The 15966-nt window shown below is 52.8% G+C and carries 11 protein-coding genes; 8 read left to right on the plus strand and 3 right to left on the minus strand.

Annotation, left to right across the window (positions count from 1 at the left end; genetic code table 11):
• Nucleotides 1-54 precede the first annotated feature (54 nt).
• The 3 genes from SH668x_RS17340 to SH668x_RS17350 all read left to right on the plus strand — a co-directional run bounded on the left by SH668x_RS17340 (nucleotide 55) and on the right by SH668x_RS17350 (nucleotide 3378).
• Nucleotides 55-1353, plus strand: coding sequence for an MFS transporter (locus tag SH668x_RS17340; protein WP_437186320.1), 1299 nt, complete (start codon nucleotides 55-57; stop codon nucleotides 1351-1353).
• Between the two features lie 207 nt (nucleotides 1354-1560).
• A complete protein-coding gene (locus tag SH668x_RS17345; protein ID WP_437186321.1) occupies nucleotides 1561-1977 on the plus strand; it encodes an FHA domain-containing protein in 417 nt (138 codons plus the stop codon).
• 810 nt (nucleotides 1978-2787) lie between these two features.
• Nucleotides 2788-3378 carry a hypothetical protein gene (locus tag SH668x_RS17350; protein WP_437186322.1) on the plus strand — a complete coding sequence of 197 codons (591 nt, stop codon included), beginning with the start codon at nucleotides 2788-2790 and terminating at the stop codon, nucleotides 3376-3378.
• 333 nt (nucleotides 3379-3711) lie between these two features.
• Here the strand turns inward: SH668x_RS17350 and sufD are convergent, their stop codons facing one another.
• Both sufD and dapA read right to left on the minus strand, forming a co-directional pair.
• The gene (sufD, locus tag SH668x_RS17355) at nucleotides 3712-5037 is read right to left on the minus strand and encodes a Fe-S cluster assembly protein SufD (RefSeq protein ID WP_437186323.1); all 1326 of its coding nucleotides are present in this window, start codon (nucleotides 5035-5037) and stop codon (nucleotides 3712-3714) included.
• A 180-nt stretch (nucleotides 5038-5217) separates the two neighbouring features.
• Complete coding sequence (gene dapA / locus SH668x_RS17360; RefSeq protein WP_437186324.1) at nucleotides 5218-6108, minus strand: 4-hydroxy-tetrahydrodipicolinate synthase; 891 nt, start codon at nucleotides 6106-6108, stop codon at nucleotides 5218-5220.
• Between the two features lie 452 nt (nucleotides 6109-6560).
• Between dapA and SH668x_RS17365 the strand changes: the two genes are divergently transcribed.
• The 3 genes from SH668x_RS17365 (at nucleotide 6561) to SH668x_RS17375 (ending at nucleotide 11892) form a co-directional block, all read left to right on the plus strand.
• Complete coding sequence (locus SH668x_RS17365) at nucleotides 6561-9899, plus strand: SNF2-related protein (RefSeq protein ID WP_437186325.1); 3339 nt, start codon at nucleotides 6561-6563, stop codon at nucleotides 9897-9899.
• Between the two features lie 361 nt (nucleotides 9900-10260).
• A complete protein-coding gene (locus SH668x_RS17370) occupies nucleotides 10261-11304 on the plus strand; it encodes a DUF1559 family PulG-like putative transporter (protein ID WP_437186326.1) in 1044 nt (347 codons plus the stop codon).
• A 162-nt stretch (nucleotides 11305-11466) separates the two neighbouring features.
• Nucleotides 11467-11892 (plus strand): carboxypeptidase-like regulatory domain-containing protein, encoded by a 426-nt coding sequence (locus SH668x_RS17375; RefSeq protein ID WP_437186327.1) that lies wholly within the window; start codon nucleotides 11467-11469, stop codon nucleotides 11890-11892.
• Between the two features lie 119 nt (nucleotides 11893-12011).
• Here the strand turns inward: SH668x_RS17375 and leuC are convergent, their stop codons facing one another.
• On the minus strand, nucleotides 12012-13430 hold the full coding sequence (leuC, locus tag SH668x_RS17380; RefSeq protein ID WP_437188581.1) for a 3-isopropylmalate dehydratase large subunit: 1419 nt from the start codon (nucleotides 13428-13430) through the stop codon (nucleotides 12012-12014).
• Nucleotides 13431-13973: 543 nt separating this feature from the next.
• On the opposite strand from leuC, the gene SH668x_RS17385 reads away from it, so the two are divergent.
• Complete coding sequence (locus tag SH668x_RS17385) at nucleotides 13974-15239, plus strand: basic secretory protein-like protein (protein ID WP_437186328.1); 1266 nt, start codon at nucleotides 13974-13976, stop codon at nucleotides 15237-15239.
• Between the two features lie 73 nt (nucleotides 15240-15312).
• A complete protein-coding gene (locus SH668x_RS17390; protein WP_437186329.1) occupies nucleotides 15313-15960 on the plus strand; it encodes an HAD family hydrolase in 648 nt (215 codons plus the stop codon).
• Nucleotides 15961-15966: the final 6 nt, after the last annotated feature.

Below are 15966 nucleotides of genomic sequence, written 5' to 3' on the forward strand. Positions count from 1 at the left end.
AAAAACTACGTCACCATTGCTGGAAACTGATTGTTGAATATGGAAGCCGCACCCGTGTCAGATTCGAGAGACTCCAGCGTTCCCTCGATCTATCGTGATCGTTCGTTCTGGGGAATGACGTCGACCCAGTTTCTGGCAGTGTTCAATGACAACTTCTACAAGCAAACAGTGATGCTGGCTTGCGTTGTCATGGAGAAAGAAGTCCCGGGAACCTGGAAGAATCAGGCGCTGGCAACAATTTTCTTCTCGCTGCCCTTCATTCTGTTCTCCGGATTTTGCGGTTTCCTTGCTGACCGATACAGCAAGCGCACAATCATCGTCGTTTCCAAACTCGCGGAAGTCGGGATCATGCTCTTAGGTATGATCGCCTTTCATTTAGACAACTGGCCAATGATGTTCGGAGTGCTCTTTTTGCTAGGGGTACATAGCACGCTCTACGCCCCAGCCAAATACGGTCTCCTCCCGGAACTCTTCTCGGAAAATCAGCTTCCGCGAGTCAACGGTCTGTTCCAACTCAGCATGTTCATCGCGATTATTCTAGGGATTGCAGCAGCGGGAATCGTCGCGGAACGTCTTCAGGCACCTTGGGTTGTGACGCTCATCTGCATGACGATCGCCGGAATCGGATTTCTGACCTCTCTGCTAATTCATCCAACTCCAGCGGCCCGTCCGGAACTTAAATTCGATTCATCCGATCTGGTCCTCAACGTCGAAACCCGCAAAGTCATCTGGGCCGATCGTCGCCTGCTCTATGCACTTCTGGCGACATCCGCCTTCTGGGCAACGGGTGGACTTGTCTATCCGCAAGCAATTAATGATGTGGGAGTGACTCAGTTAGGGCTGAATAAAGAGATCACCAGCTACATGGCAGCGGGAACAGGATTCGGCATCGCGATTGGCTGCATTGTTGGAATGATTTTCTCACACGGCACATTCAACGCACGCCTCGTATCCTTTGGAAGCTTAGGGATGTTTTTTGGGCTGGTGGCCCTCTCTCTTCCTGGCAATCAGAGTGGGACTTTCCTCGGAGTGAATGGAACCGCCGCAATGCTCGTGTGGCTTGGTGTTTGCGCTGGAATCTACAATGTGCCCCTGCAAGTTCTTATTCAGGCCCGAGCCCCCGAAGAGCACAAGGGGCGAGTGATTGGGGCCATGAGCCTGGCGAACTGGATTGGGATCTATTTCTCTGGCGTCCTTTTGCTAGTGTTGAAGCCGATTCTGGTTAAAGGGGAATTGCCACTGAATCTGCTCTTCGGTGCCGGAGCTCTCTTCTTCCTCCCAATCGTCCTGTTCTACCACCCGAAGTCGGAGCGACTGAAATCGTCAGTGCCGCATGATGCGCATCATGCATAATTTCCTCCAATAAACAGAGGTTCATTCTCTTTTTGCGAATTTCGTGGAAATGGAGCATGACTTTTCTACTCGACAACGGTTAGAAAAGACGTAGACACCAATCAGCACGTCTCCAATCTCTCTGATTGCGATGTCGATCGTACTTCCCTGTCCTATCATTCGATGAACAGGGGAGTCACTAAGCATCACTGCGGGTGCAGGAATTCCATGATTGCTCAACTCATCCCAATTGACGGCAGTCCACCCATAGAAATCGTGAGAGACGTCACGCTCGTTGGACGAAAACGCGATTTGTGTGACGTCATCATCATGAACACGAGCGTTTCGAAACTGCATTGCGCCATCGCCAAAACTGATGGACTTTTGTTCATTCGGGATCTGGGAAGCACGAATGGAACGAAGGTGAATGGCCAACGAGTCTCCCGAGGGGCGCTGCTTCCCGGAGATGAACTCAGTTTCGCGAACGCAAAATTCCGTGTGCATCTCGGCCCCAGCCCTGCACAACAGCCGGTCAGCTCAACGGAACATACAGAAGAACTCGTACGTTTTGTGAAGCCGAACTCCTCAGCGAAAACCCCGCCTGATCACTTTGTTTTTGTCGAACATGGCGACGAAATGAGCTGATTTCTTCGGGCTCTCTTAAAAGTCCCAAACGATTTCGCTGCATTCCCATCCTCCGAACGTCCCGAAATGCGCCATCGACGGTTGGTCTGCCACTGAATTCGCCGCTGTGAACTCTCAAACAAAGTCGGTCTCCGCGATTTGCGGCATTGAGCTCGGAGACGCCGCGCCAATTGCTCGTCCTTACGGGATAATTGAGAATTTCACTTCAATTATCGTCTTCAAAGGTGGTGGAGCTCGTTTCGATCCCTCGCACGCGTCGATCTAGATCGCCTCTCACGAGAGTGTGGCCTCCCGACGGGGATAATCGCAGCGTTTGAACGAGTTTTGGCCACCATTCGCCGCCACTCACCCCTGAGACAGGAGCGAAGTCCCTTCGAAACGCGAGGCTAGCCCAAGCCAAGCAACACCCCCGCTTCTCTATTCCATTCGCTCTGTCACCAGTGGGGGCTTCCTGACGTCCAAGTACGCTGGCCGAGAAAACTCTCCAGAGACTGGGCTCAGATGCTTCCCGAATAGACGAACACTAGAGAATCTCCCCGCCCCCCTGGAGGTGGAACTTCTGAGACAAGATCCGAGATCAGCCGTAGCCCCACGAAACACTCACCCTAAACCACCTAAACACCCCACTACCCAAGACAACTCAGCCTCACACGCCAGATAAACGCTAAGTTCACTAAAATCGTCATAAACCCACAAGTTTCACTCCCCATCCGTTCGATATATCCATTGTCGGAAGGAGCAACCGTCTTACGCATACGGACTTTGCGTATTCGCTCCCTTCGCGTCATCGCAGCACCTGGAGGCGATCGGATGACAACCTGGAAGAGTCAGGCCAAGCGATGGGGCTTGTTTGCAATGTTGTTCTTGGGGACGTTACCCAGCAGCGGATGCTACGGGACCTATCTTTACTTATTAAAAGATGCGTTTATCGGTGGTTGGTTCTTCGGAACGACAGCTCCGATTCCGGTGACACCCTATTTCAGTCAGCAGATTGAAGACACCTATTGGGAGGAGGAGAGGTACAAACGTGTGCCAATTCTCGACCCCATCGAAGGTGAAAACGCTCCGCTGTTCTGTTTGGATCCACCGAGACCAGACGAAGTCATGCGGGCATTGCCAGATGACGTTTCTGGCGGCGTGCCATTCCTCGCGGAGACGTTCCGTAACAACGTCCGCATCGTTGTGGAAAAGATCGTGGATCGCGTTGACGAGCCCCGGTTCTATCCACAGGTTGGACCAGCTCGACTACATCACTGCCACTACAAGTGTACCGTCTACTTCGAGAAGACGATTCGCTCAAGCTGGCCTGTGCCGTTCACACATGTCGACGAAGTTCAGGAAGTGGTCTATATCGACCATGACCACCTGATTCGTGTGGCAGGTCCAAGTCACCAGCTGTAATCAGCTCGGTTATAAAAACATCAATAGCCCAGTCACGTTTTGACTGGGCTATTTTTGTTTGAGCAATTGCAGGTGGTGCCTGCCAGGTACGGTGCAAAGTTGCACTGAATTTGAATCACACACCGAAGAATCGGCGAACTCCTGAGATCCCCTCGGCAACATGGCCGACGATATCGAATTGCCCCAGAAGCTTCTTCATGGATGGCACCGCAGGAGGAAAGACCAGCCAACATCCTGGCTCGAATCAACAATAGAAACGACGAGTGGGGACATCATGTGATTCTAACACACGGTGTCCCCACTTATTTGGGCGAACGGTTGTTGTGACGGCAACTAGGCGCCGATACCTAGCTTCTTTTCAACCGCTTGGCTGAGTGTCTCTCGTACGAGTTCCACCGGAATACGATCGTAGACGCCTGCGAAGAAGCCTTCCACGATCATGTGCATGGCTTCATAACGGGAAATTCCGCGGCACATCGCGTAGAAGATCTGTTCTTCATCGACCTGACCTGCTGTCGCACCGTGTGTACAGCGAACGTCATCTGCTTCGATTTCCAGACCGGGAATCGCATCTGCGCGAGCATCCGAACTGAGCATCAGTGAGTCGTTACGTTGGTACCCGTCAGTCTTCTGAGCTTCTTTGTCGACTTTGATCATTCCGCGCCAAACAACGCGTGACTTATCTCGGCACACTTCCTTGTAGAGGAGGTCCGACCGAGTGTCTTCCTGATGGTGCGTTTGCTGTGTGTAGTACGACAACTGCTGCTTGTCAGTCGCGAAAGTGACTCCGTTGACCTGACCAGTTGCTCCACGTCCATCGAGATGAACGTCCTGATGAATGTGTGCCAGACGGCTTCCCAATGCACCGACCGTCCACTGCAACATTCCGTCACGTTCCACTCGACCGGATTGGTGAGCGAAATGTCGAACTTTCATGTTCCAGTTCTGGAGCTGGACGTATTCGAGTCGCGCCCCCTGCCCGACGATCAGTTCCACTGCTCCGACATGCAATCCATCAAATTCATCGGACGCAGAAACGGTTTCTTCGAGCAGTGTCGCCGACGCGTTATCTTCAATAATCACAAGAGTGTGGCTGAAGTCAGCTGCCAGATTCTGCTGAAGACTGATCAGGCTGTACAACGGCACTTTCACTTCGACATTGCGGGGGACAAACAGAACAGTTCCACCTGTCCAAAAAGCAGCGTGCCAGGCCGAAAACCGATCAGTCTCTGGTTTCACAGCCTTCGAGAGGAAATAAGGTTCCAGCTTCTCGCGGTGCGTCACTAGAAGCTCGGAAAGGCTTCCGAACAGCACGCCTTTCGCAATGAGTTCTTCACTCAACGAGGACGAGAGACATTTCCCGTCTGCGTGTGTCACTGATCCACCGAACTCCGCTCGATTCTGCATGAGTGTCGAAAGTTGAGCGGTTTCAGCAGCCTGCTCGGCAATGAAATACTTGCCCGGCTGAAACGTTCTCAGTTCAACCCGCTTGTATTCTTCCGGATCGAGATCAACCTGCAGCAGCTCCTGATACTTCTGAAATGCTTGACGACGGCGATCCTGCAACCATTGTGGTTCAGCGCGAGCCGCCAAAAAGCGGTCGAAAGCCGCCTGATCAAAACCGGCGGCAACAGGGCTCGGAGCAGCTGAGGAAGTCATGTCTAAAAACTGTCTACTAGAGGTCTAACGCAGGCCAAGCGATCTTATCAGGTTTTCGGTAACCCGACGAAAATGACTTCGCCCCAAATGAACGCATTTAAGCACAGACAGGCAATGCCAAGCCAACCGACACTGCCCGTCTGTTCAACTTATCAATTTTCGATACGCAATGAACGACGACTACTTCAACAGGCCGTAGTTCACAAGCGTGGCTCGCAACTTCACCTGATCAGCAGAAGACAGCGGTGTCAGTGGCAGGCGAACTTCACCCGTGTCGCGTCCAAGCAATTGCATGGCTGCTTTGAGCGGAATGGGGTTGGTCGCCAGTCCGAGCATGTCGCGGCATAATGGGAACAGCTTATGATGAGCTGCCTGTGCTTCCGCCACATTCCCTGACTTCCAGGCCGCAATCAGCGCCAGCACGTCCTTTGGCACGATGTTTCCTGCAACCGAGACGACTCCGCTTCCCCCGACGGAGAGAAGTGGCAACGTCAGGCTGTCGTCACCCGAAAGAAGAGTGAGATCACTTCCATTCAGAACCTGGGAGGCCTGATCAAGTGATCCAGTCGCTTCCTTGATCGCTACGATATTCTTCAATTCAGCCAGTTTACAAATGGTATCTGGCTCGATGTTTTTCGCTGTCCGGCCCGGAATGTTGTAAAGAACGATGGGCAAATCGACAGATTCTGCGACGGCTTTGAAATGCTCGTAAAAGCCATCCTGCATTGGCTTGTTGTAGTATGGCCCGACCATAAGAGCGCCATCGGCACCCGCCTCTTTTGCCCGTTGCGTCAGACGAACAGCTTCACGGGTCGAGTTCGATCCGGTTCCCGCCATCACCTTCATGCGGCCGGCGGTCTGCTCGCAAACAATTGAGATGACCCGTTCATGCTCTTCATGGCTGAGTGTTGGACTCTCTCCAGTGGTCCCACACGGACAGACGCAATTGGTTCCCTGCTCTGCGTGCCAGTCGACGAGTTTACGCAGTGCAGCCTCATCGACATCACCATTGCTGAACGGGGTGATCAAGGCCACTGTCAGGCCGGCGAACTGTTCTCCCTTGCGGGCCATTTTCAACTCCATCGCCACTCAATGCGGCCATCGATACTGTTACAGAGGGGACTTTCGCGAAAGGGCACATTTTAGACGGTCCGACAGCGGACCGAAAGCGCACGGGTCTCTTTCGTCATCGATCGCCTCGGGACCGCCCCGATTGTATCGAATCAAAATCGCAGACAACCCCTGAAAGATGCAGGTTCACACTGCCCTCATATTTATCACGACTTACGTCGACCGAAAGATTTCACAGCAACAGGTCTGGAAAATAGACCATCAATTCCATTACGCTGGATCGCTGCGCCCGATTTCGGGCGGGTCGACCTTTTTTGATCGGCCCTTGTACACTTTCGACCTAATTTAGAACCGCGAGCGATACGTCTCACCAACAGGGAATCCAAAACACTAAGTGGGTATTCTGGAGACCGTTTCCGAGGGACTAAGATTCACGCGCAGGGAGGCCAGGGGTGTCTCTGACACAACTGCTTGAGAGCAAATTCCGAGGCGATATCAGATTCCGTGGACAGGCGTATCTTCAGGCCGACCGCGTTTCCATTGCCCGAGTCACAGCCGACGATCTTCATGCTGTCGTTCGCGATGGTACAGAATTCCAAACCCATCTGAGTCGCCTTGAGGGTGAGCTCCGGATGTTTTGTTCCTGCGTCGGGGAAGGTCAATCTCGCGATCCCGCCTGCAAACACCTTTGGGCCACCGTTCTGGCGGTTGATGCGGGATCTTATCTGACCGGCGTTCCGAAGCCGGGACAAGTCCCCCCATTCGTTTCTGAAAGCCGATACGAACCGCTCGACCTGAGTTCATGGGACGAAGATGACTTCGACGGGGCTGATTTCTTCCGATCCTCAGAAAAAAGCCGCGACACCTCTTCTTCCGCTGCGAAGAAAGAGGCTCCGACCGCTGCACCTCGGTCTCAACCGCGAGAATGGGAAACCAAACTTCAGGACCTGAGAAATCAGATGCCTGCGAGCAGCCGCGCGGGCGCCTCCGCAGAGTCGCGAGAACGCGAAATCTTCTACGAAGTGGACGTGGAAGAAAGTCGCAAGTCGATGCAGCTTGTGATTCAAACCTCCCAGCGACAACGACGCAGCAACGGTCAATGGGGCAAACTCAAACCACTCAAGATTCGACCAGGCCGGCTGGAAGAAATCGAACACGCCGACGATCGCCAGATTCTCGCATACCTCGGGGGCGGAACCCCTGAGCGTACAGGCTGGATGGCGCAGCAGGCAGAATTCCAGACATCGATCAGCCGATACCGCCTTCCATATGAGCTCTGTTTGCTCATCCTTCCGATGATGGCAGGCTCAGGACGACTTCGCTTCCTCGATGAATCCGAAAAAGACACCGACGCTCTCTTCTGGGACGACAGCGATCCTTGGAGACTCTGCCTGTCCTTGGAGCAGCAGGAAGACCAAAGCTGGGCACTCAAGGGGCAGGTTCGGCGCGATGACATCGTTTTAACGCTGGACAAGTGCGACCTGATCCTTCCCGGTGGTCTGATCATCTACAAACATAAGTTCTCCCGTCTGGAGGACTTCAACTCGTTTGACTGGGTCCCAATGCTGCTCGGTGAGCAGAAATTGACCGCCAAAGAGAACGAAGAGCAAGATCTGGTGGACTGGCTGCTCGACATGCCAAGTCTTCCGCAACTGGAATTGCCCGAATCCCTGCAACTGGAAGAAGTGCGTCCGATTCCTTCGGCACGCCTCATCTTCAAGTCTCCTTCCAAGCGTGGATGGAAACACGAACGGATTCACGCCAACGTCGAATTCGAATACGACGGCACTGCCGTGCGCGGATCGAATGTTCAATGGGCGATTGTTCAACGCGACTTGAATCGCTGCATCCTCCGCGACCAGAAACTCGAAGGAGGATTCTGGGGACGACTCGACGATCTTGGTTTCCGACGTCTCGTCGACCATCGCCAGACAGCTCATGATGTCGACATCTCGGCGAGTGAGCTTGGTCGTGCAGTTCGCGGCTTGATTGCTGACGGATGGCAGGTCCATGCTGACGGCAAAGAAGTTCGCCAGCCAGCATCGGTCAAGTTCAATGTTCGCTCCGGAATTGATTGGTTTGAACTGACAGCTGACGTCGATTTCGACGGCAAAAAGGCCAGCTTCCCAGAACTACTGGCAGCTTTAACGCGTGGCGATCAAACCATTCGCCTCGACGACGGCTCGCTGGGAATTCTCCCGGAAGAATGGCTACAGCAATACGGTATTCTGGCTGGGCTGGGGACGACGGACGAAGAAGGGCTTCGTTTTTCAACGACTCAGCTGGGACTCGTCGATTCCCTGTTGTCGACGCAAGAGTTCGTCGATTTCGACGATCGATATCTCGAGCTGCGAGGTAAGCTGGCATCCTTCGAAGGAATTCAGCCGCGGGCAGAACCAAGCGATTTCCATGGAGAGTTGAGACCGTACCAGCGAGAAGGTCTCGGGTGGTTGCACTTCCTCCAGGATTACGGATTTGGGGGATGTCTAGCGGACGACATGGGTCTGGGTAAGACAGTCCAGATGATCGCTCTCTTCCAGGAGCGTAGCCAATCTCGTGGGCGCCATCTGCCTTCGTTGGTCATCGTGCCGAAGTCACTGATGTTCAACTGGATTCAGGAAATCGAGAAGTTTGCTCCTGCGTTGACACACATGGAGTACACCGGACCGGAACGTGCAGTTCTGTTCCCAAACATCCCGACAACAGACATTATCCTGACGACCTACGGAACACTTCGACGCGACATTCTTGATCTGAAAGACATCGAGTTCGATTACGTCGTACTCGACGAAGCCCAGACGATCAAAAACGCGTCGTCACAGGCTGCCAAAGCATCTCGACTGTTGAAAGCTCAACACCGCGTTGCGTTGTCCGGTACGCCGATCGAAAACCATCTGGGCGACCTTTGGTCGATCTTCGAGTTTCTCAACCCGGGAATGCTCGGACGCAGCCAGATCTTCAAGTCGTTTGCCACGGAAGCTTCCAACGAAGGAGCCAGAAGGACAATCGCGTCCGGTGTGCGTCCCTTCGTTCTACGCCGAACCAAAGGGCAAGTGGCCAAAGAGCTGCCAGATAAATTCGAAGAAACTATTTACTGTCAGATGGGCGAGCGGCAACGCGAGCTCTACTCCGAGATGCGAGAATACTACCGTGATTCGCTGCTCGGCATGGTCAAAAAGCAGGGGATGGGAAAGAGCCGCATGCACGTGCTCGAAGCTCTTCTCCGCCTCCGTCAGGCAGCATGCCATCCGGCACTACTCGACAAGGGAAGCGACGAAGATGCATTCGCGAAGCTGGATGTGCTCATTCCGCAGCTCGATGGACTGATACAGGAAGGCCACAAATCGCTGGTCTTCTCCCAGTTCACCAGCATGCTGTCGATTGTGAAGAAACACCTCGATCGCAAGAACATTCCGTACGCGTATCTGGATGGTCAAACCCGCAAACGCAAGCAGGTTGTCGAACAGTTCCAGAACGACCCGAACTGCCCTGTCTTCCTGATCTCCTTGAAAGCTGGGGGTCTGGGTTTGAACCTGACACAAGCGGAATACGTCTTCCTGCTCGACCCATGGTGGAACCCTGCCGTGGAAGCGCAGGCCATCGACCGAGCTCACCGAGTGGGACAAAAGAAACAGGTCTTCGCATATCGTTTGATTTGCCGCGACACTGTGGAAGAGAAAATTCTCGAGCTGCAGAAGCAAAAACGAGAACTCGCAGACGCGATTCTGGAATCGGAAGGAACGCCTCTCGGCGAGCTGACGACCGACGATCTCGAAATGTTGCTCTCCTGATTCTCAACTGAGAATCATCAGATATCGACGCAGAAACGCCGGACATCAGTCGTCCGGCGTTTCTGCTTTTGATGAATCGCTTTTGCCACATCTCGCGAACTTGAACTGAAAGTGCAAGCAGTTGTATTTAATTCCTCAACAAATAGACCGAACAGCAAAAAAATGAAGATTTCTCGTCAACATTCCGTCACATCAATTGACATGGATGTCGCACGAATTTAAGTTCGTCTTCAGCCTTCGAAATGAAATCCGTATTTGATCCCATCGCTTTTCCTTTCTTTCCGCCGTAAGTCATTTCGATTTGCAGCACTCATAAACTGCGGTACTGCGGCAGCAATCTACTTGATGTCGGAGGGTTCGTATGAACACGTCGCTAGTCTCGATGCAAGCAGACTCCACCAGAGTGATTCGCTCACAAAACGCCGAGGATTTCTCCTCACATCACCTCAGTAACAGAAGGAAGTCGAACTCCGGTTTTACCCTCATTGAACTTCTCGTTGTCATCGCAATCATTGCTGTCTTGATTGCACTCCTTCTTCCCGCAGTCCAGCAAGCTCGCGAAGCCGCGAGGCGCACTGAATGCCGAAACAAAATGAAGCAACTTGGCTTGGCAATTCACAATTACCATGACGTTGCCTCAACATTCCCGATCAATTTCGAGGTCGCGGGAGACTTCTCAGCTACGTCACGAGGACGCTCCTGGCTCACCGGCATCCTCCCCTACATCGATCAAAGCCCACTCTACAACACAATTCAGTTCAACGAACCAATGGCGCCCGCCGCAACATCCCCACTCCCCACTCCCTACTCGGCCAATACGCTGGCAGCGATGACGATCATCCCCGCATTTCTCTGCCCTACAGACTCGACCTATGAGTCAGGAAAACTCCCATGGCGGGCGAATCTCACTCAGGATGCTTTTGCTGTGAATTCCTACAAAGCCGTCGCAGGAAGTAACTGGGGATGGGGACCATTCATTCACTCATCTCCCTTAGGACGTGGTGCGAATGACGCGAATGGCTTGGATGTCGGAAATGGCTGGATGTGTCGAAATAATCGCACGAACGGACCACTTGTTACCCGAATGCGCGATATCGTCGACGGAACATCGAACACTCTCTTCGTGGGAGAAGCCCTCCCCGGAAAATGCACGCATACTTCCTGGTATTTCTTCAACCACACAACAGCCACGGCAGGCGTTCCACTGAATCACTATGTCAAAGCCGTTCCTGCGATTGACCCTAACGATTGGCCACAAAACTACGCATTTGCCAGCCAGCACGTTGGCGGCGGAAACTTTCTGATGGGGGACGGAGCGGTCCGCTTTGTTTCCGAAAATGTTGATCTCGCGACGTACCGCAATGCCGCAACCATCAACGGAAACGAAGTCCTCGGGGAGTTCTAAACCACCCCCAAGTAACCACGCAATCTGCTCGTTCAACCCTGGATCTGCATGAGCTCTCGGAAGCAGATCCGGGTTGTGCTTGTCCCGTCAACCTCTAGTCGAGGTGGGAGTTCTGCTCGTGCGAGGAATCTCCCTACATCTCGCTGTCAAAGAACAATCATCATGCCCATTCATCAGACTCTCTTCCCCTGCATCCTACTCCTTGCGATGGGATGTGGAGGATCGACCGGGCCGAAGATCCAGCTCGGACCAGCTAGTGGAAAAGCGATCTTCAATAATGCCCCAATCAAGAATGCCACAATCACCTTCTATCCGGAGAGTGGACCGGTTGGCGTCGCTACAACCGACGACTCAGGTGCTTTTGAAGTCAGAACAAATGGTCGACTCGGAGCAGTTGTTGGAAAACACAAGGTCACCGTTTCAGGTGCAAAGGAAGACAATGTCATCCCCCCCATGAACGGTAAAGAAACCACATACATGAAGAAGCCAACGTTTGATCCGAAGTATTCCGACCCGCAAAAAACCACGTTGGTCGTCACCCTTGAGCCATCCGGCGACAAGGATATTGCTTTGGAACTCACGAAGTAGTCGACGAGTCAGCATGAATTGCTTGCTCGTCATCCATCGACCAGCCCGCTGAAACACTGAGAGCCAGATCGGAATTCCGGTCTGGCTCTCGACCATTCTCAGTTTCATTCAATCGCGAATCAGACCATTGCAGCCTGATGTTCACGGACGTCAGTGACGTGACCATCAATCGCAGCAGCGGCCACCATCGCTGGGCTCATCAACAAGGTACGACCAGTTGGACTCCCCTGACGGCCTTTGAAGTTTCGATTTGAAGAGGACGCACAGATTTCGCGGCCTTTCAATTTGTCAGGATTCATCGCCAGACACATTGAGCAGCCTGCTTCACGCCATTCGAAACCAGCTTCAGTGAAGATCTTGTCGAGACCTTCCATCATAGCCTGTTTCGCGATCAATTTTGATCCCGGGACGACGAGCGCTTTGACTCCTGCTGCCACATGCTTACCACGAGCGATCTCAGCCGCTTCACGCAGGTCGGAAATCCGACCATTTGTGCAGGATCCGATGAAGGCAACGTCGATCTTGACCCCCTGCATCGACTGACCGGCTTCCAGTTCCATGAACTGAAGCGCCTCTTTAACCCCCGCCTGCTCTTCAGCTGGGAAGTCAGCGACTGCGGGAATACTCTCATTGATCCCAACGGATTGACCTGGATTAATCCCCCAAGTCACTGTTGGCTCGATGTCCGCTGCGCTATAGACGACTTCGTCATCGAACTGGGCATCTGGCCCGGAAGCGAGTGTCAGCCACCATTTGGCAGCCTTCTCGAACTCTTCACCCTTTGGTGAAAACGGACGACCACGCAAGTACTCGACAGTTGTCTGGTCCGGGTTGATGTATCCGCAACGAGCTCCCCCTTCGATGCTCATATTGCAGACTGTCATTCGTTCTTCCATTGTCATGGAGTCGAAGACTTCGCCCGCGAATTCGTACGCATATCCGATTCCACCCTTCACGCCAAGTTGGCGGATGATGTAAAGAGCAACGTCCTTCGCGTAGACACCCGGAGCAAGTTTGCCGTTCACGACGACACGGCGAACTTTAGGCTTGTTCATGGCAAGTGTCTGAGTCGCCAGAACGTATGCCACCTGGGAAGTTCCGATGCCGAATGCAATCGTCCCGAACGCACCATGTGTCGAGGTGTGACTGTCACCACAAGCGATTGTCAGCCCCGGCTGTGTGAGCCCCTGTTCCGGACCGACAGCGTGAACGATCCCCTGGCGATCATCCTTCAGGTCGAGGAGAGTCACGCCAAATTCGTGACAGTTTTTCTCGATCGAAGACATCATCTGTTCAGCGAGAGTGTCCTGAAACGGACGCAACTGGGAATCGGTTGGAACAATGTGGTCAACCGTCGCGACAGTGCGTTCAGGCGACATGACCTTCAGGCCACGATCTCGCAACATTTCGAACGCTTGGGGACTCGTCACTTCGTGAATGAGGTGCAGGCCAATGAACAGCTGGGTTTGCCCGGAAGGCAACGTACTGACAGTATGCAAGTCCCAAACTTTTTCGAACAGATTACGTTTGTCGCTCATGATTTCTCTGATTTGCTGGTAGGAGACTCCAGAGAGCCCCCGTGCCGTTGCCAAACTGCCGAAGAACGGATCAACGTACTTCGATCTCATCCTACACACTCGTCTCGGCGGAATTGATCCTCCAGTGTACGAATCCCCGCCCTGAATTGTCTACATTCGCAGCGAGCGAAGCTGGTATTCAAATCAAGTGGAAAAACCCGACAGCGGCGGCTCCACACTCAACGTAACCTACTACAGGAAAAACTCTTGCAGACGAGTACGGCGACCGATCCCTGAATTTACGTGGAGCAGTCGCTGGAAAATCGCGGACACAGCCCGATTCGTCACCACGGCTCCAGTCTCGCACACCACGGCTTCCGAGTGATTTTGAACATCCCAAGGAGTTTCGAAATCAAGTCTCGCAGCCCAATGTCGCTTCCATAAAACTTCGCATTTTCAATCACTGAAATGTGGGATTTCCGGTATGTTAGGGAGGCTCGACCCCACTTCCAGTACCCGGGAGATATTCCGATGAGGGCGCTTTCCTGCATTTTCGTATGTCTCATGCTGATGTTCGAATCCTCGTTGTTGGCAGACCCGCCTCAGGTCTCGGCGGAAATTATTCCGAACGAGCAGGCCAATCCTCAGTTTCAGCTCAAACACCTCTCGTCCCCTCAAAATAATGATGCCGCTAACGTCGCGACGTTTCGAGTTATTAAAGGAAATGTCGACGGCAATAGCGGACCGGCAGCTGTCTTGAACGACGGGAAGTCTCCTCCGCACGCAGACGCTCCCACTGCGAATTTCTTCTTCGCCCCTGGAACAGAAAATGGCCAACTGCTCATTGATCTGGGCGAGGCCCGCAAAATTCAGAGTGTCAACACCTACTCCTGGCATACGGGCGAACGCGCGGCTCAGAAATATCAGCTGTACGGCAACAAAGACGAATCAGCCACACTCACTGAACTCAAACTTGAGGAGTGGGTGCTTCTCGGTGAAATCGACACAAGCACTCAAGGTGGACGGGGTGGCCAGCATGCCGTCAGTCTCTCTCAACAGGATGGTACCGTAATTGGAGAGCATCGCTATTTGATTCTCAGCTTCTCTCCAACAGAACCCAACAACCAGTTCGCCCAGACATTTCTGAGTGAAATTGACGTGATTGATGGTAAGCAATATTCACTTCCAGAACGACTCCCCAAGAAGCTTGTCAAAATCAATGAGCAGTATCAGGTCGTGCTGGACTACTCAGATCTCCCGGAAATTCAGCCGTGGGTCGACGAGAAACTGATTCCGGTGATTATCGAATGGTATCCGAGAATCGTGGAACTCCTCCCTAGTGACGGATTTCGCGCGCCTGCTGAATTCTCGATTACATTCCATCGCGACATGAAGGGGGTTGCACATGCATCCGGGACCTCAATTCACTGCGCCGGAAACTGGTTCCTGAGAAACTTGAACGGAGAGGCTGCCGGCTCAGTCGTTCATGAAATGGTGCACATCGTGCAGCAGTACGGAAGAACACGCCCCGGAGCACGTAATCCCGGCTGGCTGGTTGAAGGAGTCGCCGACCAGATTCGCTGGTACCTTTACGAATCGAAAGACCAACGCCCCGGAACACCTGATTTTTCACGAGCAAAATACTCCGACAGCTATCAGACGACCGCGGGTTTTCTGGACTATGTTCAGAATCACGGTCACGAAGATCTTGTTCAACGACTCAACGCTGCAATGCGAGAAGGAACCTATTCTGAAGAAATCTGGAAGAAGATTACTGGAAAGACCGTCGACGAACTGTGGAATGACTACAAATCTCATTCAGCACAATGACCTGTCTTGACGTCCTTCATCTTCAGTCCATGATTCAGCCTCATTCCGTTCGTCAATCAGTCGGTAGCACGAAATGATGAGCGATCGCGTCATCAGGACACTCCTCTGTGATCTGGGGAATGTCCTCTGTTTTTTCTCTCATGAGAAGATGTGCCAACAAGTGGCAGACGTCTGCAATGTTCCGGTGGAAAGTGTTCGTAAGACTCTCCTTCAGGGGCAGATGCAATGGAATTTCGAGCGAGGGCTGATCACGGAGATCGAGTTAAAGCAGCAACTTGAGAATGAATTCAATTGCCGAATCAATCTCGGGCAACTGGTTCGAGCCCTTGGAGACATTTTCGAGCTGAACGACTCGATGATCCCACTTCTACTCCACCTGAAACGCCGACGTACACGGCTGGTACTTCTCTCCAACACTTGTGTTAGCCATATTAATTTCATTCAGTCGCGATGGAACATTCTCGGGCTGTTCGACCACATGATCCTCTCTTACGAGGTCGGGACAGTGAAGCCCGAAGATCGCATCTTCGAGATCGCTCTCGACCAGGTTCAGTGTGATCCCGAGGAGGTCCTCTACATTGACGATATTGCCCAATACATTGAGAAAGGGCGGCTCTTCGGCATGAACGCAGAAATCTTCACGACGACAGATCGCCTGATCGAAACATTGCCCAAGTACGGCATTCAGTATTCCCCACAAGAATCCAAACCAACGAATTGACTGAGA

Origin of the sequence: Planctomicrobium mucosum, assembly GCF_051466335.1 — a bacterium.
Classification (GTDB): Bacteria; Planctomycetota; Planctomycetia; order Planctomycetales; family Planctomycetaceae; genus Planctomicrobium.